At 47.2% G+C, this 21033-nt stretch carries 18 protein-coding genes and 6 pseudogenes; 12 read left to right on the top strand and 12 right to left on the bottom strand.

Annotation, left to right across the window (positions count from 1 at the left end; all coding sequences use genetic code 11):
• Positions 1-86: 86 nt before the first annotated feature.
• A pseudogene (locus SAQUA_RS20465) lies at positions 87-692 on the bottom strand (IS5 family transposase); the annotation flags it as partial.
• Between the two features lie 138 nt (positions 693-830).
• Here SAQUA_RS20465 and SAQUA_RS20460 point away from each other — a divergent pair.
• Positions 831-1076, top strand: a pseudogene (locus SAQUA_RS20460) (transposase family protein); the annotation flags it as partial.
• Positions 1077-1084: 8 nt separating this feature from the next.
• A pseudogene (locus SAQUA_RS20455) lies at positions 1085-1726 on the top strand (RHS repeat-associated core domain-containing protein); the annotation flags it as partial.
• Here SAQUA_RS20455 and SAQUA_RS20450 read toward each other — a convergent pair.
• On the bottom strand, positions 1675-2802 hold the full coding sequence (locus SAQUA_RS20450; protein ID WP_404413090.1) for an ISAs1 family transposase: 1128 nt from the start codon (positions 2800-2802) through the stop codon (positions 1675-1677). The pseudogene SAQUA_RS20455 and the gene SAQUA_RS20450 overlap by 52 nt on opposite strands.
• A 119-nt stretch (positions 2803-2921) precedes the next feature.
• On the opposite strand from SAQUA_RS20450, the gene SAQUA_RS20445 reads away from it, so the two are divergent.
• The 3 genes and pseudogenes from SAQUA_RS20445 to SAQUA_RS20435 all read left to right on the top strand — a co-directional run bounded on the left by SAQUA_RS20445 (position 2922) and on the right by SAQUA_RS20435 (position 5085).
• Positions 2922-3248, top strand: a complete 327-nt coding sequence (locus tag SAQUA_RS20445; RefSeq protein WP_380679808.1) for a hypothetical protein — start codon at positions 2922-2924, stop codon at positions 3246-3248.
• Positions 3248-3634: a hypothetical protein gene (locus tag SAQUA_RS20440; protein WP_380679811.1), complete on the top strand. Its 387-nt coding sequence runs from the start codon at positions 3248-3250 to the stop codon at positions 3632-3634. The genes SAQUA_RS20445 and SAQUA_RS20440 overlap by 1 nt, the downstream gene beginning before the upstream one ends.
• A gap of 317 nt (positions 3635-3951) precedes the next feature.
• A pseudogene (locus SAQUA_RS20435) lies at positions 3952-5085 on the top strand (ISAs1 family transposase).
• Between the two features lie 7 nt (positions 5086-5092).
• Here the strand turns inward: SAQUA_RS20435 and SAQUA_RS20430 are convergent.
• The 3 genes and pseudogenes from SAQUA_RS20430 to SAQUA_RS20420 form a co-directional block, all read right to left on the bottom strand.
• Positions 5093-5194 (bottom strand): annotated as a pseudogene (locus SAQUA_RS20430) (winged helix-turn-helix domain-containing protein); the annotation flags it as partial.
• 36 nt (positions 5195-5230) lie between these two features.
• Positions 5231-6439, bottom strand: a complete 1209-nt coding sequence (locus tag SAQUA_RS20425) for an IS256 family transposase (protein ID WP_404413008.1) — start codon at positions 6437-6439, stop codon at positions 5231-5233.
• Between the two features lie 72 nt (positions 6440-6511).
• Positions 6512-6790, bottom strand: a pseudogene (locus SAQUA_RS20420) (transposase); the annotation flags it as partial.
• Positions 6791-7162: 372 nt separating this feature from the next.
• Here SAQUA_RS20420 and SAQUA_RS20415 point away from each other — a divergent pair.
• From SAQUA_RS20415 to SAQUA_RS20400, 4 genes are all read left to right on the top strand, one after another.
• A complete protein-coding gene (locus SAQUA_RS20415) occupies positions 7163-7570 on the top strand; it encodes a hypothetical protein (protein ID WP_380674533.1) in 408 nt (135 codons plus the stop codon).
• Positions 7571-7841: 271 nt separating this feature from the next.
• Positions 7842-8222, top strand: coding sequence for a hypothetical protein (locus SAQUA_RS20410; RefSeq protein WP_380674531.1), 381 nt, complete (start codon positions 7842-7844; stop codon positions 8220-8222).
• 51 nt (positions 8223-8273) lie between these two features.
• Positions 8274-8459, top strand: coding sequence for a hypothetical protein (locus SAQUA_RS20405; protein ID WP_380674529.1), 186 nt, complete (start codon positions 8274-8276; stop codon positions 8457-8459).
• Between the two features lie 160 nt (positions 8460-8619).
• The gene (locus tag SAQUA_RS20400; RefSeq protein WP_380674527.1) at positions 8620-9402 is read left to right on the top strand and encodes a DUF4253 domain-containing protein; all 783 of its coding nucleotides are present in this window, start codon (positions 8620-8622) and stop codon (positions 9400-9402) included.
• A 326-nt stretch (positions 9403-9728) separates the two neighbouring features.
• Here SAQUA_RS20400 and SAQUA_RS20395 read toward each other — a convergent pair whose 3' ends face one another.
• From SAQUA_RS20395 to SAQUA_RS20385, 3 genes are all read right to left on the bottom strand, one after another.
• Positions 9729-10202: a hypothetical protein gene (locus tag SAQUA_RS20395; RefSeq protein ID WP_380674525.1), complete on the bottom strand. Its 474-nt coding sequence runs from the start codon at positions 10200-10202 to the stop codon at positions 9729-9731.
• Between the two features lie 73 nt (positions 10203-10275).
• On the bottom strand, positions 10276-11277 hold the full coding sequence (gene proX / locus SAQUA_RS20390; RefSeq protein WP_380674523.1) for a glycine betaine/L-proline ABC transporter substrate-binding protein ProX: 1002 nt from the start codon (positions 11275-11277) through the stop codon (positions 10276-10278).
• 682 nt (positions 11278-11959) lie between these two features.
• Entirely contained in the window at positions 11960-12880 is a 921-nt protein-coding gene (locus SAQUA_RS20385; protein WP_380674521.1) for a LysR family transcriptional regulator, read from the bottom strand.
• Positions 12881-12976: 96 nt separating this feature from the next.
• On the opposite strand from SAQUA_RS20385, the gene SAQUA_RS20380 reads away from it, so the two are divergent.
• Both SAQUA_RS20380 and SAQUA_RS20375 read left to right on the top strand, forming a co-directional pair.
• Positions 12977-13363: a hypothetical protein gene (locus SAQUA_RS20380; protein ID WP_380674519.1), complete on the top strand. Its 387-nt coding sequence runs from the start codon at positions 12977-12979 to the stop codon at positions 13361-13363.
• Position 13364: 1 nt separating this feature from the next.
• A complete protein-coding gene (locus SAQUA_RS20375; RefSeq protein ID WP_380674517.1) occupies positions 13365-14300 on the top strand; it encodes a DMT family transporter in 936 nt (311 codons plus the stop codon).
• Between the two features lie 116 nt (positions 14301-14416).
• Here SAQUA_RS20375 and SAQUA_RS20370 read toward each other — a convergent pair whose 3' ends face one another.
• On the bottom strand, positions 14417-15532 hold the full coding sequence (locus SAQUA_RS20370; protein WP_380674545.1) for an MFS transporter: 1116 nt from the start codon (positions 15530-15532) through the stop codon (positions 14417-14419).
• 474 nt (positions 15533-16006) lie between these two features.
• On the opposite strand from SAQUA_RS20370, the gene SAQUA_RS20365 reads away from it, so the two are divergent.
• On the top strand, positions 16007-16891 hold the full coding sequence (locus tag SAQUA_RS20365) for a LysR family transcriptional regulator (RefSeq protein ID WP_380674515.1): 885 nt from the start codon (positions 16007-16009) through the stop codon (positions 16889-16891).
• A gap of 66 nt (positions 16892-16957) precedes the next feature.
• On the opposite strand, the gene SAQUA_RS20360 is transcribed toward SAQUA_RS20365, so the two are convergent.
• The 3 genes from SAQUA_RS20360 to SAQUA_RS20350 form a co-directional block, all read right to left on the bottom strand.
• Positions 16958-18316: an MFS transporter gene (locus tag SAQUA_RS20360; protein WP_380674513.1), complete on the bottom strand. Its 1359-nt coding sequence runs from the start codon at positions 18314-18316 to the stop codon at positions 16958-16960.
• A gap of 74 nt (positions 18317-18390) precedes the next feature.
• Positions 18391-19863: a 2-hydroxymuconic semialdehyde dehydrogenase gene (locus SAQUA_RS20355; protein ID WP_380674511.1), complete on the bottom strand. Its 1473-nt coding sequence runs from the start codon at positions 19861-19863 to the stop codon at positions 18391-18393.
• Between the two features lie 160 nt (positions 19864-20023).
• On the bottom strand, positions 20024-21004 hold the full coding sequence (locus SAQUA_RS20350) for a LysR substrate-binding domain-containing protein (RefSeq protein ID WP_380674509.1): 981 nt from the start codon (positions 21002-21004) through the stop codon (positions 20024-20026).
• Positions 21005-21033 lie beyond the last annotated feature (29 nt).

The following is a 21033-nucleotide window of genomic DNA, read 5'->3' as shown; positions in this document are numbered from 1 at the left end:
TGAATTTGGAAAGTCTTTCTCAACAATACCGGCTTTGTTGAATAAATCACATTTGGACAAAAGAGCCCCTTGAGTGTGCATATATCTCAGGCAACGCGAACACTTTTTGGCATACCCGCGAGCGTCATCTTGTTCAATGCGCGGAGCATCGCCATAGCCTCTGCCACTTGCGCATCATAATCACGCAAGGTCAGGTGACCACCAAACAGCTGTTTTACTCGGTATATCGCCGTTTCCGCTATTGAACGCCGGTGGTAGCCGGTCATGTTTTTCCACCGCGAGTTGTCGCCGGTAAGGCGTTGGTTCGCCACGGCTTCATTTCGGTCTGCGTAGTCTGCGGGCCAATAACGGGCTCCGCTTCTGGGCGGTATTAGCGCCTTGATCTTCTTGCGCCTTAACTCATCGTGACACACTCGCGTATCGTAAGCTCCATCCGCTGAGACCACCTTGATTTTACGATGTGTCTGTCTAATAAGGCCCGGAAAAGCTTCCGTATCGGTGATATTGCTCAATGACAGGTCTGCACAGATGACTTCATGCGTTTTCGCGTCTACCGCCAAGTGCAGTTTTCGCCAGATACGCCGTTTCTCCTGACCGTGTTTTTTCACCTTCCACTCCCCTTCACCAAAGACTTTGAGGTCGGTGGAGTCGATAACGAGGTGTGCAATTTAACCCCGTGTTGAGGTAGGGAAAACTCACGAAAAGTATGTTTTTTGAACTGTAATGGTGAGTGATTTTGTGCAGAAAGCAACCACACAAATGAGTATGCACTTCCATTAAGTCCTTGTTTATGATCTGATGCCTCTAATGAAAAAGAAAGGAAATCAGAAATTAGCATAGCGAAATTGATGGAGCACATTACCATTCTTCCTGACTACCGGCAGTCGTGGAAAGTAGAGCATAAATTATCAGATATCTTGTTACTAACTATTTGCGCTGTGATTTCAGGCGCTGAAGGTTGGGAAGATATTGAAGGTTTCGGTCACATACGTCTCGAGTGGATAAAGCAGTATGGTGACTTTGAAAATGGTATTCCTATTCATGATACGATTGCCAGAGTTGTCAGTAATGTGAACGCAAAATGCTGCGGTTTCAGGGGCAGTATGCGGATGAAGAGAGCGGGCTGTATTACAACCTGAACCGGTATTATGACCCGGGGATGGGGCGGTATCTGACGGCGGATCCGGTTGGATTGGCCGGCGGGCTGAATGCGTATGCCTATGTTGAGGGTAACCCGGTTGGTTGGGTGGATCCGCTGGGGCTAGCACCTAATTTACCAAAATCAGTTGGGCAATCTAAGTCACAGGTAGATTTGGCAAGGGAACGTCAAGCTCAAATGCTAGTTGATGATGTGGGGTATAATATAAGTCCAACAAGCTGGGATAAGTATCCATCTATAGGGCACGATGGAACTTTCGTTACAGATAGAACTGGTGCTCTTAAATATTTTGAAAGTGTGAGCGGTGGTAGTACTACTATTACTCCTGCTCATGCCGCAATAATTGAACGAGATATGGGATTGGTACCTGGAGCTTGGCATGGTGGATTTAATGTCAGAAAAATTGAAGGGATAACTGCTCTGTCTCCACGTAGTCCATTAAGTGGTAATGATTATTTCCTTGGGTCTGGTCAGCATCTCCCAGGCGGTGCCCCTCAGGGCAAACGCATGTATGCTTACTTTTTATCCACCCCATTAATACCTGCCAGTATCACTTGTTCAAGATAATCGCTGTTCATAGCAGCCATCTTCTGTTTACGTCTGATGCTGGCCTTTTTACCGCTCTCTAAACGCAGCATGTTAAGTGCCATATGGCGTACTGTCGCCAAATTTACCGCCCCGTTGTCCCGATAAATCGAACAGTTATCCTCCTTCATCGTGACATCCAACACCCAATGCAGTTGATTTTCAATGCACCAATGGCTTCGCACCGCATTGGCAAATTGAGCCTTGTTTAGCTCCGCTGAACTGATGTAATAACGGTATTCCAGCGACTCTTTGCCCTGTGGGTCGTATCGGTAGCCTATCGCTACACCCAGCGTCGTTAGCCCTTTCCAGATGGGGAACTCACGAGCGACCTCAGTGGCAGGGATAACGTGGTATTCCCGCATTTCTGCACGGCCTCGGTTTTGCTCAACGCAGGCGATATCACTCATGCCGGGCACTACACTACTCAACGCCTTGCGCACCGCCTTGGACAAACGCTCCTGATTACCTTTAACGGCCAGCAGGTAATCGCCGCCTTTTTCGACAATGTGGGCAGCGATAGCGGTTTGACACCCCATGGCGTCAATGGAAATCAGGCAACCACGAATATCCAATAACGCCAATAAGGCGGGGATAGCGGTAATTTCGTTAGACTTGGCATCTGTTTTTACCTGGCCCAAGACCACGCCATTGGCACTGGCAAAGGCACTGACCATATGGAGGGTTGAGGCACGGTCTTCAGGGTTGTAAGACCTCCGCAACACCTTGCCATCAATAGCGATGACAGCCCCGTTACTGAGGGAGCTTACCGCACGCATCCAGTTGATAAAGCTGCATTGAAATTGCTCCGGGTTGAGGCGTGAAATCACTCTGGCAATCGTATCGTCAACGGGCAATCCTGCGGGGAAAAGCCCTCGCTTCTGAAACCATGGGAGATGAGCTTCGCCAAAATCCTCAATATCTTGCCAACCTTCGGCTCCGCCGACCACCGCACAGACTGTCAGAAACAGAATATCGAACAGGGAATAGGCGACCTTGGCCGTCTGCCGGGGATCTTGCAGGTCAGCGAAGTGTTCTGAAAAGGCGTTGATAGACATGGTGATGCTCCCGTAAAAGGGAGTATAAGATCACAGCTTGTACACTCAGTCAAACAGGATAGCCTTGCTCATAAAACGTTCGTGATCTTGCCCTGGGTTTTACACCCACTGAACGTGTGATGCAGCCGGGAGAACGGTTTAATATTGCGTTATCATCTGATCAGAAAGTTACCACTCCAGGTAATTTCGGAACATTTGATGATATAAATAATGTTAGTTATGTAAGAAATGAGTTGGCAGTGAAAGAAGGATGGAAAAAAGATGTTAGCAAGGTTACAACTTATGAAGTCACAAAGCCGATTAATGTATTTGAAGGTCCAGTAGGTCCGCAAATTGACGGTGGGAAATACTTATCAGGTGGAGGTTCACAGATTCAATTATTGCTTAAGCGAGAAGATAATAAGATGTTGTATTTAAATCCGGTTAATACTAAGGAGATTAAATAATGGATGCTGATGTTAATTTAATAAGTAAAGATAATGCAGGGGTGTTCTGGGAGTTTAATAAAAGGAGGATACATATCCCCTTTGAACCTGATGGAACGGCTATTTATAGTAAAAAATATAAAATCATAGTTGTTATGAATATAAAACCTGGAGATTACTCATTAAATATGAAAGCTTATGATTTAAATGGAGAGTTAAAAGCGAGCATATTACCATATAATAAAGATGAGCTTTCATATGGATATATGTCAACTAGCGATAGAGTAGACTCAGGGATTGTGGTTGTTGCAGGATATAAAAACAGAAAGGATGAATTTTACGATTGGCAATTTGAAGTTGATCTCAAAGAATTTAAAATATCAAATTGTATAGACAGAGCTTATTAAGTAAAAAGTTAGCAAAGATAGTTTATTATCTATGCTATTTAAAATAGAGACTAAAGGTCCGACGATTTAATCTATGTCTACGGTAACGACGGCATGTTGCTCAGTCGCACGCAGGGTGAGGGCGAGACTGCGTAGACCTTATGCTAGAACAATTACCCTGACGGTGCGTAGCCAAGGAAAGAACACGAAAAGTATGTTTTTTGAACTTTAATGGTGAGTGATCTTGTGCAGAAAGCAACCACGCAAATGAGTATGCACCTCTATTAAGTCCTTGTTTATGATCTGATACCTCTAATTAAAAATAAAGGAAATCAGAAATGAGCATAGAGAAATTGATGGAGCACATTACCATTCTTCCTGACTACCGGCAGTCGTGGAAAGTAGAGCATAAATTATCAGATATCTTGTTACTGACTATTTGCGCTGTGATTTCAGGCGCTGAGGGTTGGGAAGAGATTGAAAATTTTGGTCACATCCGTCTCGAGTGGCTAAAGCAGTATGGCGACTTTGAAAATGGTATTCCTGTTCATGATACGATTGCCAGAGTTGTCAGTAACGTGAACGCTAAATTCTTTCAAGAATGTTTTATTAACTGGATGAAAGATTGCCATGATATAGGCTGTGGTAGTGTTATCGCGATAGATGGAAAAACAGTTAGTAGATCTTACGATAAAAGTCGTCGGCAAGGCGCGATCCATATGGTTAGTGCATTCTCTGCCGCTAACGAATTGGTTCTCGGTCAGGTGAAGACGGATGAGAAATCTAATGAGATGACGGCAATACCGGAGTTTATTAATCTATTGGATATAAAGGGTAAAGTGGTTACCATAGATGCAATTGGATGCCAGAAAGAAATCGCAAAAAAATCATAGATAAAGAAGGTGATTACTTGCTTTCTGTCAAAGGAAATCAGGGTAAATTACATAAAGCGATTCAGTCTACATTTCCATGCCTCGAATAAATGGGCCAGATTTAGATAATTTTGCGACTGAGGAAAAAATAGAGGTAGAAAGAAAATACGATTGCATATTGTCAGTGACATACCTGATGAGCTATTGGATTTTACCTTTGAATAGCCAAGTTTGAGAAAACTTTGTGTTGCGGTATCATTTCGCTCAGAAATAAAAGAGAACAAAAAATCTCCAGAGATGCAAGTGCGTTATTATATTAGCCCTGCAAATTTAAAGGCGAAAGAATTCGCGACAGCAATGAGAGTACACTGGAGCATAGAAAATAAATTACACTGTAAACTTGATGTGGCGATGCGAGAAGATGATTTTCGGATAAGAAGAGGCAATGCGGCAGGGTTACTATCAGGGGGCCGTCATATAGCGGTAAATATATTGACGGAGAACAAGAGCTTTAAGGCGGGCCTGAAGAGAAAGATGAAAAGAGCGGGAATGGACGAAGAGTACCTGTCCTCAGTCCTTGCAGGGAGTGGGGTTTCGTAATCTTTCCCTGGTGCAGCCATTTATTCATTCCAGGGATACTGTATGTGATCCCCCAGGTTTGCGCGACATAAGCCACAATCTGGAGAGTATGATGAAATAAATGTTGAGACGAGCCTGTCCATAATTCTGTGTAACTGCCAACCTATTAAAGGTGACCGTCTAAGCGGTCACCGAACTCGATAATAAAACGACTCATCGCCAACCGCCAGTTCTGGATCGGCATACTCCATTTTTTCGACGCCGCCTGGATGGCCAGATAAATCACTTTTCTCACTGAGTCATCTGTCGGGAACACTTTACGTTTCTTTATCGCCTGACGGATCACGCTGTTCAGCGATTCTATGGCGTTGGTCGTGTAGATCGCTTTGCGGATATCCGCGGGATAACCGAAGAACGTGTTGAGATTTTCCCAGTGAGTACGCCAACTCTTGCTGATTTGCGGGTATTTTTCATCCCACACACCCGCGAACTTGTCCAACGCCATCAGTGCCGCTTCCTCTGTCGGGGCCTGATACACCGTTTTCAACCCGCTGGTGACCGCTTTGTAGTCTTTCCACGACACGTACTTCAGGCTGTTACGCACCATGTGGATAATGCACAACTGGATGTGGGTTTGCGGATAGACGCTGTTTATCGCCTCTGGGAAGCCCTTCAGGCCGTCTACACAGGCAATCAGGATGTCCTGAAGCCCCCGATTTTTTAGCTCGGTCAACACGTTAAGCCAGAACTTGGCCCCTTCATTTTCTGCCAGCCACATGCCCAGAAGTTCTTTCTGACCCTCGGTATTGATGCCCAAGGCAAGGAACACGGCCTTGTTGATGACGCTGCCATTTTGACGCACCTTCACCACGATACAGTCAAGGTAAACAATGGGATACAGTGAGTCCAGTGGCCGGTTTTGCCACTCGGTAACCTGCTCTTTAACGGCATCGGTGACTTTGGATATCAGCGTGGGCGACACGTCGGCATCGTACATCTCCTTGAACGTGGCGACGATTTCCCTCGTCGTCATCCCTTTGGCATATAAGGATAAAATCTGGCTGTCCATCTGCGTGATACGCGTCTGGTTTTTCTTTATCAGTTGGGGCTCAAAGGAGCCTTCACGGTCACGGGGTGTATTCAGTTCGAACTCACCATCATCAGTGAGCAACGTTTTAGACGAGTAACCGTTACGGGTATTCGAGCCTTTTTTAGGGGTATTTTTTTCATGACCGAGGTGGTCAGTCAGCTCGGCATTCAAGGCAGTTTCGACGGTGAGCTTGGTCAACATACGAGAAAACGCATTGAGATCGGCTTCTGTTTTAATGCCTTTGGCCAGCTCAGCAGCGAGTGCCTTAAGTTTCTTTTCGTCCATAATTTGCCTGTCTCCATTGTCAGGAAGAACATATCAAAAACAGGCAATTACACAATTTAAATTACAGTCTCGTTGAGACAGATGGCGGATAAGTTGTTCGGTTTGTTCTGCGCTGAGCATCCCTTCAGAACCGCCATTTTCAGGCTTTAGCTTGCCTTTATTCAGGTATTCATGGATGTGGTGATAAACCGTTGTTTGGTGCAGGCGTAAAGCCTGAGCAATCATCACAGAACTCCAGCCTTCAGAAGCGAGAAGGACGGCTTTTATACGACCACAAACGAGCTTATCCCTACTGGAATCATGTAGGCGTTCGAGTTTGATTTTCTGTTCTGCGGTGATAAATATCTTCATGGCAAAAAGCATGATCCTCGTAGCGAACAAAATCAAGCATTTTCAATGATCACGGGTATATACACCTCATACTTCAAGTTGCTTGGTGTTTGCTGCATCCTGTTGCCCCAGTCACATAGTGGGCTATGCTGCTGGGGCCTCCAGTGCTTGCCGCCTACAAGCAACTCGAATTATTTTGTGTATAGATAGATTGTGGAAACAACCTAGAAATACCTATCGTGGAGACACCTACAATACGGGGAATCCAAGCTCAGATATAGTTCACAGCACTCCAGGCAATAGAGTCCATGACACTCACGCCCATTACAACATACTATTCGGTGATGGAACAAAGGCTGCTATTTTAATTAAAAACTAGGAATATAAATTGCTATGAAAACATTATGGAGTGACATAAACTTACCCGACATGCCATATGTCTATCAAGAAATATCAGTAAGTGAAAATAAATTGTATATAACATTCGGAATCGTAGGAAATCATGATTTTGAATTGTCTTTATGCAAAGAATATGATAACCATGATTCAATGAAGAGGTCATTTTTAGAATTTAGTGAATATACAGATAAAAAACCAGAAAAGGAATGGGAGCAATTAAAAGACCTGAGGACAGGTCGTGATAAAGTTCAACTTGAAGCACAGCTAGAGCTAATTAAAAAAGCAATCGACAATAAATTAGACTTACCTGACAACGGGGCTGGTTATAACTTGATTACTGATATTTACACACTTAACTATTGTTACGATGGATGCCTAAAAGCGTTAGAAAAATTCAAATAAAAAATATTAAATCCGGATGTGATCTCAACGATCATTCCGGCTGAATTATTTACTCTCAGTATTACCTTCACTTAATCACATAGATTGTCGCCGTGTTTGAATAGGGGTTGAGGTTTTTACAGCATAGCCATGCCAACAGAAATCTCTAAAATTCACAAGGGAAATTATGGTGTTAATAGCCCTCGCGGAGCTATACTTTACTTGCAACTTCATCCTATTGATAATAAATAAAAAAGAATTTTCCTGCCAAATAAATCTGAAGGTAAATAACATGGAAATCTTAAAAATACCTCAAAAGGTATGGAATGGTATAGAATTCGGATCTTACACTAAAATAGCTCAGGAGATATTAACAAACAGCGAATCCAAGAGGAGATGGATTGCTATATACGCAAATTACAAATTGGACTTTGTTAATAATAAATACTGTTTTTTTCTTGAAAAAACAAAAGAAAATATGTTTTGCATAATTGATTTTGAAATGGATATCGCTCTTGTGGAACTTCATGAGGGCATTAATTCCGATGAGGATTTATTAAATTTAAAAATATATACAGCAAATAACACTGAAGAACTATCTCACTTACTTGACAAAGAAGGCATCAATCAAGAGTTATTTGTTCCCGAGTGGCGGTGTGATTATCCACTTTAATTTTACGCCCCCTCCCCGTTCTTACCAACTGGAGCGGGGATTATATAGGTAATGAATTTAACCAAGGAAATAGGTATGGCATCCGCGCTAAGTTGGCTTGATCATGATGCAGACGCACAGGTCAAAACGTCACAGGCAGCTCTGACCTTGATTTTGCAGGGTGAAACGGTGAACTGTGTGACAGAAAAAACAGGGATTTCACGAGCTACATACTTTCGGCTGAAAAGAAAAATTTAAATGATGATGAAAATTAACAAATTTCTCATTTAAATTCATAGTGATATGACGTGAAGGTGGGGTTTTTGGAGGGAATGTGTACGGAACCCCCTAGAGAGTCCGTGGCGATTTACTTATGATTGCTCACTCACTCGAGTAACGACAAGGGGCAGACCACTATATGGATATCGAATTTCGCGGCAATGGGATGAGTGAGAACCCGTCTGTAGGTACATGTGATGAGTACGGGGTGAGCGGGATTACCAGCTTTGACGATCTGACCGAAGCTCGTCGTAAGATTGGTGCATCGCACCCAGGCTTTAAACCTCTGTTCTCGCTAGATGACCTGCACCAAGCCCGCTACACCTCATGGCATGTGCGCAATAATTTAGGGATGGACGATGCATCAGAGCAGGACATAGCGGGCTTACCTCCAGAGTGCTTCGAGAATGGCGAATACATAGGCTATCCGACTACGAAAGCGGAGTTCGCAATCTGCCTTCGCAATTTCACAAATTTGGTTGCAGCCACGTCTTTCGAGGATGCTTGCGCTCATGGTTTAACGCTTGATGAGCCTGCCTTACAGGAATGGATCGGTTACCAACACAACCCTATCTCCCTTCTAGAGCAGCCTCTTTCAGCACTCCTGGTACCCGTTCAGCATTCTTGCCAGGCACTTGCGGCTTTTCCGAATGGATATTTCACTTCCGACCTTGATCCTGCGAAAAACTTTGCGGTTGCGCGTCACTTTTCAGAAGCGCATGGCTATGAGCTGATGGGCGTGGGGGCGTCTTACCTCGGCTTCATGCGTGAGGTGCCGTCTGATACAACAGTCGCTAACGCTGTGGCCCAAGACTTCTGTGCGCTCTACAACACTAGCGATGAAAACCTACAGGCACGTGTTTCCAAAGTTGCGCAGGCGATCTCCGGTCGGACGCATCTTTGGTTGCGTTACGTGGAATGAGCTCCGTGAATAGCCAAGGTTCAGTTGGTTAAATACCTTATGCCGGCTGGATCCACAGAGAAACTAACCCAAACCTGCCGCCAGCGGTTAACCGAACCTTCGATGAGCTACAGGTTCACCTTTAGCGATGCTCCGATCAGCTTGCCGCATCCGCGCGGCAAGCTGAAAATCCCACCGCGTTCAGCACTAATTGTCACGAAACGTCATGTGCATATCATCTTGGCGGGCTTATATATAATTGGGGAACTCAGCCTAGCACGAAACTCTAGGAACGAACATCGGTTCGCTCCTTAACAGTTGGCAACCCACGGGCGTGGATAAAATGATTATTTCGAAGCGGGAGTAAACCATGCACGTTCGATTTCATCGTAGTATTCGGCTAAATCATCGTCGCGTCCAGGCCCGTTGCAAACCAACATGTCTTTGAATATATCCCCCTTGAGAGTCGTGTGAATTAAAGCATAGCCATTCATGGGATCGATGCAATACCAGGCTCCTGCGTTTTGTTCCTTGATTTCAAATAAAGTGAAGTGGGGATTATCTTTACCGCGCATCGACTCTTTTCCGTAACCATTGGAGCAGGCCACCAACCAGAGTCCACCAACCTCCACAGGTCTACATTTATATTTATCATCAAATTTACTTATGTATCTGTTTTGCAGCACGGTGTTTGCCTTGCTGACATACTCAGGAACAGGAATGCGATAAGTGATTTTTTCTTCTTTATCATCACCGCAGCCGCTTAGAAGCAGACCAAGGGAAATTATTAAGGCTATTTTACTTCCATGTAACTTATTCATATTCATCCATGTCATTGATTTATGTTCTATCGTCAGATTGTAACATTTGTCACTTCCAGATTCCTTATTACGTTTATTGCTTGGCAGCTTCTGTAGCGGTCTTGACCCAACCGTCAAAAGTAGCCTGATGCGCTTTGATCCAACTATCAACATGGTTTTTGATATCGGCTTCAGAGGCATGGCCTTCGTGCATGCGCAGGTTCTGCGCATTGATGTCGGCAACCGGCAACTTCATGATAGAAAACAGCTTTGCAGCAGCAGGGTTAGCTTGCGTCCACTGTTTATTGGCGGCGATATGCATACTGCTAAGAGGGAAGCCATAGTTGACGCCGTTCGGCAACTTGGTATCCACATCTTTGTTTTCGCCTGGTAGTGAAGAAAAGGGGACCTGCAGCCACACCACATCACGTCCAAGGACCATCACATCACTGACCCAGTAGGGCATCCAGGTGTAATACAGCACCGGTTTGCCTTCCTTGAAGCGAGTAATCGTATCGGCAATCATAGCCGCGTAGTTACCCTGATTGTGTTCCACCGTGTCGCTTAAGCCGTAGACATCAATATGGTGATCAATCACGGCCTCACAGCCCCAACCCGGTGTACAACCGGTCATATCAGCCTTGCCGTTGCCATTGGTATCAAAGAGCTTGGCAAGCTTGGGATCTTTTAGCTGCTCAAAGTTGGTAATGTGATATTGGTCGGCAGTTTTTTTATCGATCAAATAACCTTGTGCCAATCCCTTAACGTACACCCCTTTCCGATATAATTTGTTATCACCGCCTGCGGCCTGATATTGATCGGCATGTAACGGTTCCCAACTGACCGCTAGAAAGGTTGCGTCACCAGAGGCGACCGAGGTGTAGGCCACGTTGTAGTCCACTTCGCGGGGTTCTTTAACGTCATAACCGAGTTTTTCCAGCGCCCTGCTGACCAGCAATGTCTGGAATGTTTCTTCAGAAATAGTGCTCTGTACCGGTTGCACCAAAATACCTTTTCCCGGTAAATCAGCAGCGGTCGCACCCTGTGAGCCAAGCAGCGTGGCAAGAACAACGGCCCAGATTCCTGTGGAACGCATAGTATTTCCTTTTTCTGGCCTAAATCACTAGGCTGTATTATTTGTAATGTTGTGCCACAGCAGCGCTCGGGCTGCGTGTACGCGCTGCCCATACCTAAACTGTCTGCGACGATTACGCCGATTGAATTAGGTGCATATAATTGAATTAGGTGCATATATTATTCAAATTTTCTTGATTAACGTCCATACGAAAAATTTAATTTTTCCTAGTGCGCTTATAAATACTTGCTAATTTTATGTGAGAATTCGTGTTATTTAATAAAGAAATATAGGGCATTAATGTGAATGGTTGAAATGCCGCACTGACAATATGGTTCATTAGAGCCAATATGGTATCATATTAACGCCTAAATAATTCTCTTTCACCATATTGAGCTTTTAAACGAAAATTTATTTTCCAACAGTACTAAATGTGTCCTATACCGTAACACACTGACATTTTGAGGCAACCCTCAATATAACATATTGAGATATTTTGTAGTGGCACCGTAAATCTTGCCACCTGAATAGAGGAAACTCACCATCACCAAATAGTCAAAATATTCCCTAAAGTCTTGTCGCTGACACCCGATAAGATTGAGGTTCGGCAGTTAAATAAAAACACAACGCATTGAAGTTAATGATGTATTTAAAAAGCCATACTCTTTATGTTATGGCTAAGTCCCCTGAAAAGTTTCAGTACTTATTCTGGAGCACCTGTGTCATCGTTGCCATAATCTAGCAAAGAGTTTTCTTTAACAAACGTTTTAGCTATCAGGCGGACAACCTCATTCGCCATGCGGTCGGCTTGTAATGATTGTGAAAGCCTTATAGTCATACAGATATCGGGCAGTGCGGGGAGCTCTAACGTCAAACTTATGTCATCGTGGTTTAATAGCATGGCTCTCGGAGGAAGAGGGGAAATCCCCATTCCGGCAGAGACCGCTTCCTGAATATTGCTGTAGCTGTAACTTGAATAGGCTATTCTCCACGCTATCCCACTATTATTTAAAGCATCAATAGCACATTGCCGATAAAGACATCCCTCATGAAATACCACTAATGGAATGGGCGACGATGTTAAAACAAAATTTTGCGCAGCCACCCACCTTAGCGGTTCAACCGATAGCGGTGTCTCTAAAAAATCAGGGGTATAAATATGTTTGTTAAGAATAGCGTCGAGATTCCCTCTTTGTAATCCTTCATTAAGTCGCCATGAGAGTTCTGACGTTATTTCTAATTCAACATTTGGGTACATTACCCGGCAAGAGCGGATCAGAGTGGGTATATACTTGGCTTGAAAGTCATCTAGAACACCAATTCTTAACTTACCGGAAAATGGTGAGCCTCGAATGGAGAAGAAGGCTTCATCTGTTGCATCTAGAACTTTTTTGGCTTTGAGATAAAAAATCCGCCCGTCAGGAGTCGGAGTCTCAATCCGCCCTTGCTTACGCAGCAAAAGTGGAAACGCTAAAATGTCTTCAAGCCTTTTGATTATTTGCGTTATAGCAGGCTGAGATTTTCCTAGCTCCTCCCCAGCTTTTGAAAAGCTTTCTGTTTCAATCACAGCGACAAAAACACGCATGTGCTCTAACGTCAGTTGCCTTGCGTTGCCGTGCAACATAAGCCCCTCTTATTTTAATCAGCTAATTCATGATTTCCTATTGAATGCCAAACCTGTCAGTTTCGATTGATGCACCGAGCACAGCATAGGATGTCAATGATGAAGTTACCCACCAACCTGGCAACGTACGCTACCGGTCTAAAACAGGTCCTCACTGCCCTGAGAGCGAAACCCCCTGTTTGCGGCATAAATCCGGAAGATTTCAAATGGCAAACTTCCTATGCAATACAACAGGATAGTAATAATTTAATATCTCTCAAAGAATTAGGTTACTCCTTAAACGACTATCAAGACAGCCTAATGAGCCATCACTATCCTGAAGATAATGATTGCCAGAATAAAAAGATCGCAAAATGGCATGTTACTGGTGACGACGGAGCTCCGGCCACGCTGAAGAATTGGTTTTTTTTCGAGCCGCTCAAAAAAGGGGCCATGCTGCATGTTCTGCTATCGTTTGTGCTCCTATTTCATGGGAAGATTTAGCATGACGCTGTCCAAAGCAAGTTTGATAAATATGATTTTATCGGCAGGTTTTGTATTAACCTGGAGCTCTGGATTCATCGGCGCTCTGTTAGTCGGTGATAATAATCCGTTTCAAATTTTATTTTTACGGTTTTTAGTTATTGTCGTCATAATGTCACCTGTTGTAATCATATTCAGGAAAAATATCCTGTCCGTGTTAGGCGACTTTAACAAATTAAAATTTGTTGCAATAACAGCTTTGTTTGGACAGTTTATTTACTTGGTATGCGTGTTTTACGCTATTAAATTAGGATTGCAAGCGGGTATTGTTGCACTTATTGCAGCCTTGCAGCCCGTGGTTACTGCCCTGCTTTCCGGTGTATTGCTAAAAGAAAATCTCATTTTTAGACAATGGGTTGGGCTTGGTATTGGTTTGTTTGGTACTTGTTTTGTTATCATCGGCGGGACTATTGCTGGCAACGCTTCTTCATTACCTTTTTGGATTTATTTACTGCCATTTATCTCGATGCTAAGTCTTACTGTCTCCACTATTTATCAGAAAAAGAATGTCAAGATAGAAGTTAAACTCACTCCATTGATGTTTATGCAATCCATAATCAATATGATTGCATTTTTGGTCATCTGTACATTTCAAGTCCCTCTTGAAGATTGGTCTGGTTTTGATAACTGGTTTGCGGTGCTCTGGTTGGCTTTATTTTCTACGCTTGGCGCATATGGTCTTCTGGCAATTATGCTTCGCCGAGGTGAGCTTAATAAAACGGCGAGTCTTATTTATTTGGAACCACCTGCAACGATGATTTTCGCTTATTTGTGGTTTGGTCAACAGTTGAATATTTATGAGATTATTGGATCCGTAATTGCGTTGTCTGGCGTAGTAATGGTTATTTATCGGCGTTCCCACCCATCGCTCAGAAAAAATGACTTGCCAGAAAACTAGGCTGTGTCCCTTAACTGTCCGCCAGCGGCGCTCGCGTCCAGTTAAGGGACACAGCCTAATCATTGGCTGACTTGATTAGCAAGAACCGGTTATTCCCCGGCCCTTTGCAAGAAAAGTTATTTCGTTTTCGATAATGCCTTATTCATCGCGAAGGTTGTACCTAATAGCGAGATAACCAGAATTCCGATGACCACCCAGGCAAAAGATGTGGGCCCAGAACGATCAAGCAGGATCCCTCCGATAATACCGCCACAGGCAACTGCGGTATTCCAACCCGTGGTATACATTGATTGCGCTACATCAACCGAGTCACCCGCAAAACGAGAGAGTGCTGTTTGGGTGAGCGTTGCAAAACCACCGAAGGCGAGGCCCCAGATAAAGACCGAAGGATAGACCATCTGCGGTTGGTATCCCCAGAAGCCAAGTAGCAAGGCCGCAAGACCAAAGATCATAATGCTCGCCACGGCCAGGGATTGCAGCCGCCGATCTACGGTTGCGCCAACGAACCACAAGCCAATGACAGAACCAACGCCAAAGACTAGCAGAATGATATCGACATTCGCCGAGAGGTTAGATGTGGCAAGAAAAGGCTCAATGTAAATATAGAAAATGTTGTGGGCGACAACGAAGGTGAAGACCACAAACAGCACGGAGCGAACTCCAGCTTTCAGAAATACGCCGGTTAATGGCTGGCGTTGCTCCCTGGTTTGGCCTGGGAAATCCGGCACGATAGCGATGATCCATACGATGAGCAGAATTGCCACGGCGCTCATCAGGCCAAAAGCACCTTGCCAGCCAACGATCCTGCCGAGCAATGAACCTAGCGGCACGCCTAATACCAAGGCTATTGTCGCACCCGCACCGGAAATCGCTATGGCTCGCCCGCTGAGCCGAGGTGGGGACATACGCACGGCATAACCTGCCAGCAGCGACCAGACGATGCCACCAAAAACGCCGACGAAGAAGCGCGCAATCATAGAAATGGTATAGCTGTCGGTAATTGCTGTAACGAAATTGACTAACGCAAACCCGAATATCGCTGTCACTAAAAGTGGCCGTCGGCGTATTCCCTGGGTAAGCACCGTCACGGGGATGGCTGCAATCAGCGCTCCCACCGCATAGGCTGTAATAAATTGCCCAGCCAGGCTTTCAGATACACCTAACCCCTCCGAAATGGATGAAAGTAATCCGGCTGGCATAATCTCGGTTAAAAGGGTGATGAACGCTGCCATTGAAAGCGCTAAAAGCGCTGCTAAAGGCAAACCATTATCGGCGATGCGTGCACCTGAAGGTTTAGCGCTTGTCATGCCAACCTTGTCTCTGGATGTCATTCTATTTTCCTCAATTTGCTACCTATCTGCGGCAGAATGAAAACCTGCAGTCCTGAATAATGCGCTAGGCCGTGTCCCTTAACTGGCCCCAGCTCTGCGGATCGCGCCCTAAAAGCCCATACTCTGTGTTGTCGGGCTTGAACAGAGGGCCACTCTGCCCTGCGCTCTCCGCCATTGATAATGGGCTTTTGGGTCTGCGACGGCACCACGGACAGTTAAGGGACACAGCCTAGATGCTTTTCTATGAACGTCCAAAACCACTTGGCTTGATTGCATTAATTTAACAATCTGAATTATGTGGCCATACGGATGCAGGACAAATAGGGTAAGGTTCACAACACATGTGACAATAATGTCACTAGTGAAGGAATGCCGATGGAAAGCTTGAGTGTGCTTGAGTTATTTGTACGCGTTGGCGAAACGAGGAGTTTTACCGCCGCTGGCAGACAGTTGGGAATATCTGCCTCGGCAGTCAGTAAGGCGATCGGTCGTTTGGAAGATAGATTGCGTGTCAGTCTACTCTACCGCTCCACGCGCACGGTGAGCCTAACGCCTGAAGGTGAGCGCTTTCTAGAGCGCTGTAGGCGTATTCTTTGTGAAGTAGCGGCCGCAGAAAATGAAATATCTCAATCCCAATCCGTTCCTTCCGGCAAGCTAAGAATTAGTTTACCTTCTGTGGGAATGTTGTTTATGTCCAAATTTGCCGCATTCGGGAAAAATTACCCTGGCATTGAATTAGACATAGACTGTACTGACCGCTTAGTGGATGTTATTGAAGAAGGTTTTGATGTTGTGATCCGCACGGGGGAATTAACTGATTCCCGGCTAACATCCCGTAAGGTTGGCTGTTATAGCAGTGTTATTGTCGGTTCTCCTCTATATTTTCAACGAGCGGGTTTTCCCTGCACGCCAGAAGATTTAAACAATCATGACTGTCTGTTGTATCGCTATAGAAGCACAGGGAAAATAGCCGGTTGGCCTTTTGGGGGAGCGCAACCAGCCAGTTTTGAATTACTTGGTAGCATGGTAACTAATACCCTTGAGCCATTGGTAACATTTGCTGAACACGGGCTGGGAATAGCTTGCATACCGGATATTGCTATTAAACACCAGTTGGCGTCCGGGAGTTTAATTCCGGTACTTGATAGCTTTAATAAAGAGATCATTACCCTGCGAATTGTCTGGCCCGCAGGCCGCTATCCAAGCCCTAAGCTAAGAGTTTTCGTAGACTTTATGGTCGAAAATCTATTGCCCGATTAGTCAGCATAAAAATGTGCCTGTCGTCGAGAACATCACCCGCCATAACGGCGGGTGATGAGAGCAATACTACTCTTGCACCCGGGCCAACAGCGGTTCCCGCTTGCGTCCACTGAAGTATTTCAGCATTAACGCCAGGCAGACCAACCAAGCGGGGATCAGCAATAGGCTAAAAATGGTAGTGGCAGGGAACTGGTAGCGTAGTAACTCGGCACCGGCAAGTACACCGGTAATGGCACCAAAGCGACCAACACCATACATACTGCCTACGCCGGTAGCGCGGCAGTTGGTGGGGTAATACGATGCTGCCAGCGAAGCCAGTGCAGACTGCCCGCCGCCGGAAGCAAAGCCCATAAAGAATACCAGCGACCCCAAGATCAGGGTTTGGCTGACGTTACCCACCGCCATCCCAACGCTATAGGCTAATCCCCCGGCAATCAGATAGGTGAACGCCAACACCTTGTTTGGTTCACGGCGGTCCATCACCCAGCCGATCAGTATTGAACCCACGCCACCGCCTAATGGGAACAGTGCACTAATGTGGGAGAATTGCTGTATCGAAAGCCCTGCCTCTTTCAGCAGCAGCGGCATCCAACTGACGATCATGTAGAACACCAGCATGCTCATGAAACAGCTGAGCCAGAGTAGGCCGGTAATGGTGCGGTGGGGCGAGACCAGAATGGTGCGGATAGCCGAATGGCCGTCGGCGATTTTCTCGGCGATGACAAAGTGCTCTACCTGTTCCATCCCCTCTTTTTTTATACGCCGCAGAATGGCGCGGATACTGGCGTTGGGATAGCCCTTCAATACCATATAACGGACTGATTCCGGCAACACCCAAGGCAATATTCCGCACAGCAGGATCGGTACGATCCCCCCCACCACCAGCACCGAGCGCCAGCCAAATACCGGGATCAGGTAGCCAGCCAGCAGCCCACCGGCTGCAGCACCCAACGGAAAGCCACACAGCATGGCGCTGACGATCATGGTGCGTCGCCTTTTGGGGCAGTACTCAGACAGCAGCGTAATGGCATTGGGCATTGCGGCACCCAGGCCTAATCCGGTAATAAAACGCAGTACGGTCAGTGAGCCGATGGAGGAAGCCCAGGCCGTTGCCAGACTGAATCCCCCAAACAGCAGCACAGAGTAGATCACCGCCGGTTTGCGGCCAATCTTATCTGCCAGCGGCCCGGACAGCAGTGAGCCAAAAGCCAGGCCAAACAGCGCGGCGCTCATGGCGGGGCCAAGTTCTGCCTTCTGTAGACCCCATTCGTCCAGCAGTGAAGGAGCCACATAGGCAATGGCGGCCATGTCGTAGCCGTCCATGAAAATCACTAAAAAACACAGCAGTAGCAGTAGCCATTGGAACGGCGAGAACTTGGTGTTATCGATAAAGTCTTCAATATCCAGCGATGTAGGGTGAGACATGAGGTAAATCTCCTATCAGCGTATAGGGCAAGACTCACATGCCGCCAGCCGGTCTGGCAGCGGCCGGTGGTCGATTATAGTTTTATGCAGATGTTGCTGATTTCAGAGTAAAAATCGAGTGAGTGGCGGCCACCTTCACGGCCCATGCCGGACAACTTGCTGCCGCCAAACGGGGTGCGCAGATCGCGGGCATACCAACTGTTGACCCAGACAATCCCGGTGTGGATCCGCCGGGCCAGACGATGTGCACGGCCCACCTGGCTGGTCCACAACGCGCAGGCCAGACCATATTGGCTGTCGTTGACCCGCGCCAGCACTTCCTCTTCGTCATCGAAAGGAGAGATATGGCATACAGGCCCGAAGATCTCTTCTCGCACACAGCGAGCATCGTCACCTAGCCCGGTCCAGATGGTCGGACGGATCCAAGAGCCGTTATCACGTTCATCACCGAATACCGGTATCTCGCCGCCGGTGATCACGTTAGCGCCTTCTGTTCGTGCCAGCGCAAAGTAAGAAAGCACTTTATCCCGGTGCTTCTGCGACACCAGTGGGCCAAGGTCTACCCCTTCTTCATCGGGATAACCTATTTTCAGGGCCTCAGCACGCTCTTTTAGCGCTGCTACAAAACGGTCGAAGATCGGGCGCTGAACATAGACCCGTTCGGAGCACAGGCACACCTGCCCGGTATTAAAGAATGAGGAGCGTGCTACGCCCGCTACGGCGGCGTCAAAATCGGCATCGGCAAATACCACCGCCGCATTTTTCCCACCCAGCTCGAAAGAGACTTCTTTTACCCCATCCGCCACCGCTTTCATAATGGCGCTACCGGTGCGAGATTCACCGGTAAAGGACACGGCGGCGATCTCCGGTTGGCGGGTCAGAAACTCCCCCGCTGAACCCGGGCCAAAGCCGTGGATCAGGTTGAATACCCCGGCAGGCAGACCGGCATCGTGCATCACTTGGGCCAGCAAGGTGGCCGAAGACGGCGTTTCTTCCGAGGGTTTGCACACAACGGTGTTACCCATTGCCAGTGCAGGCCCCAGCTTCCAGGTCAGCAGCAACAGCGGTAGGTTCCAGGGAGAGATGACTGCCACAACGCCAAGGGGTTTGCGCACTGTGTAGTTGAACAGCATGCCACCGTCTGCCTGCGGGGTTTCGCAGCACTCACTCACCGAGGTTGCCGCCAGATCGGCAAAGGTGCGGAAGTTGGCAATGGCACGCGGCACGTCCAGCGTGCGTGCCAGTGCTTCTGGCCGCCCTGTGTCGGCCACTTCTGCCGAAACAAACTCTTCAAAACGGGCTTGAATGCCATCGGCTACCCGATGCATCAAGGCACAACGTTCTGGAACGTTCAGTTGCCCCCAAGGCCCGGAGAGCGCGGCATAAGCGGCCTTTACGGCGGCGGCTACCTGAGCCTCTCCTGCCTCTGCAACGCGTGAGACGAGATGCCCGTCAACCGGGCTGATATTGTCGAACTGTCGGATCCCATCGACAAACTGCCCGTCGATATACAAGGGTAAATCCGGTGCGGATTGATAAGTTGCCACGGCACTATTCCTCCTGAGTAACAAGTCAGCACGAAGGAACCGTCCATTCGCGTCTGAATGCAACGCCGTTGGAAGAGGACCTTCGGCCGGGTATCGTTACGCAGTGTAAGGAGCCGTTGAAATAAGTTGAAAATGAATAAAGGGGGTTTTGCTATTCTGTTTAGTTATAGCCAGGTAATTCGCTGTCCTCCTGCACCGCCAGCTTAAGGCATTCGATCAGCTTCCTGCATGCCGGGGTCAGTGGTTTATCTTCGCGCACGGAAAACCCTACCTCAGCCGGAGGACCCACATCGCCAAGGGGCAGTTGGATCAGCAGGCCCGCCGCGATAAAACGCCGCGCCGCTGCGGTGGGCATCAGGCCAAGGAAGGAGGAGTCCATCAGCAGGTTAACGTTGGTCAACAGCGACAGGGATTCCACAATATTTTCCGGTATCGGTAGCCCGGACTCTTTGAAGAAGTGATCGGCCACGCGTCGGGCCGGTGAATCGAGCGGTGGCAGGATCCAGGGCCATTCAGCAAGATGTTGCAATTGCAGATTTGCCTGCTGAACCAGCGGATGGTGGCCAGCGGCAACCACGCACAGGCTGTTGCGGTACAGCGCCCGGTGGTTCAGTGCCATCCTGGCTGTCAAAGGGGAGTCTGGCTCAGGTAAACGCCCCACCACCACATCCAATTCACCGCAGGCTAATGCAGGAAACAGATAATCCTGCGGCCCCTCGCGTACCGTAACCAGGATCTTGGGGGCCCGTTCTTTCAGCCGCAGGATAGCGCGCGGCAGCAAACGGGCACTGGCCGAAATCTGCGTTCCTACCACCACGTGGCCAACGGCGCCGCCCTTGAAGGTGTTCAACTCATCGGTCAGATAGCGCAGTTCGGCAATCACCGACTTGATGCGCTCCCCCAACAACACCCCGCAGTCGGTCGGGGTCACTCCCCGGTTATTTCGATCAAACAGCACCGTATCCAACTGTTGTTCCAGCTCGCGGATCGCTTTGGTCACCGCTGGTTGCGTCAGGTTCAATTCCCGTGCTGCGCGGGCAATCGACAGATTACGCAGTACCCGGTCGAAGATCAGCAGCGGGCGCAGTTTCAGCCGGTTCAGGATCATATCGCTAACGGTAAAGGGGGAACGCTCGCTCATTGCCATTTACTCCCGGGTGTTTTTTGACC

Source organism: Serratia aquatilis, from assembly GCF_044865145.1.
Classification (GTDB): Bacteria; Pseudomonadota; Gammaproteobacteria; order Enterobacterales; family Enterobacteriaceae; genus Chania; species Chania aquatilis.
This window is presented reverse-complemented; position numbering and strand designations above follow the sequence as displayed.

Coding starts and splice junctions, on each gene's coding strand:
- SAQUA_RS20450 (WP_404413090.1), bottom strand. CDS start 2,802: ATGTCTATCAACGCCTTTTCAGAACACTTCGCTGACCTGCAAGATCCC.
- SAQUA_RS20445 (WP_380679808.1), top strand. CDS start 2,922: ATGCAGCCGGGAGAACGGTTTAATATTGCGTTATCATCTGATCAGAAA.
- SAQUA_RS20440 (WP_380679811.1), top strand. CDS start 3,248: ATGGATGCTGATGTTAATTTAATAAGTAAAGATAATGCAGGGGTGTTC.
- SAQUA_RS20425 (WP_404413008.1), bottom strand. CDS start 6,439: ATGGACGAAAAGAAACTTAAGGCACTCGCTGCTGAGCTGGCCAAAGGC.
- SAQUA_RS20415 (WP_380674533.1), top strand. CDS start 7,163: ATGAAAACATTATGGAGTGACATAAACTTACCCGACATGCCATATGTC.
- SAQUA_RS20410 (WP_380674531.1), top strand. CDS start 7,842: ATGGAAATCTTAAAAATACCTCAAAAGGTATGGAATGGTATAGAATTC.
- SAQUA_RS20405 (WP_380674529.1), top strand. CDS start 8,274: ATGAATTTAACCAAGGAAATAGGTATGGCATCCGCGCTAAGTTGGCTT.
- SAQUA_RS20400 (WP_380674527.1), top strand. CDS start 8,620: ATGGATATCGAATTTCGCGGCAATGGGATGAGTGAGAACCCGTCTGTA.
- SAQUA_RS20395 (WP_380674525.1), bottom strand. CDS start 10,202: ATGAATAAGTTACATGGAAGTAAAATAGCCTTAATAATTTCCCTTGGT.
- proX (WP_380674523.1), bottom strand. CDS start 11,277: ATGCGTTCCACAGGAATCTGGGCCGTTGTTCTTGCCACGCTGCTTGGC.
- SAQUA_RS20385 (WP_380674521.1), bottom strand. CDS start 12,880: ATGTTGCACGGCAACGCAAGGCAACTGACGTTAGAGCACATGCGTGTT.
- SAQUA_RS20380 (WP_380674519.1), top strand. CDS start 12,977: ATGATGAAGTTACCCACCAACCTGGCAACGTACGCTACCGGTCTAAAA.
- SAQUA_RS20375 (WP_380674517.1), top strand. CDS start 13,365: ATGACGCTGTCCAAAGCAAGTTTGATAAATATGATTTTATCGGCAGGT.
- SAQUA_RS20370 (WP_380674545.1), bottom strand. CDS start 15,532: ATGGCAGCGTTCATCACCCTTTTAACCGAGATTATGCCAGCCGGATTA.
- SAQUA_RS20365 (WP_380674515.1), top strand. CDS start 16,007: ATGGAAAGCTTGAGTGTGCTTGAGTTATTTGTACGCGTTGGCGAAACG.
- SAQUA_RS20360 (WP_380674513.1), bottom strand. CDS start 18,316: ATGTCTCACCCTACATCGCTGGATATTGAAGACTTTATCGATAACACC.
- SAQUA_RS20350 (WP_380674509.1), bottom strand. CDS start 21,004: ATGAGCGAGCGTTCCCCCTTTACCGTTAGCGATATGATCCTGAACCGG.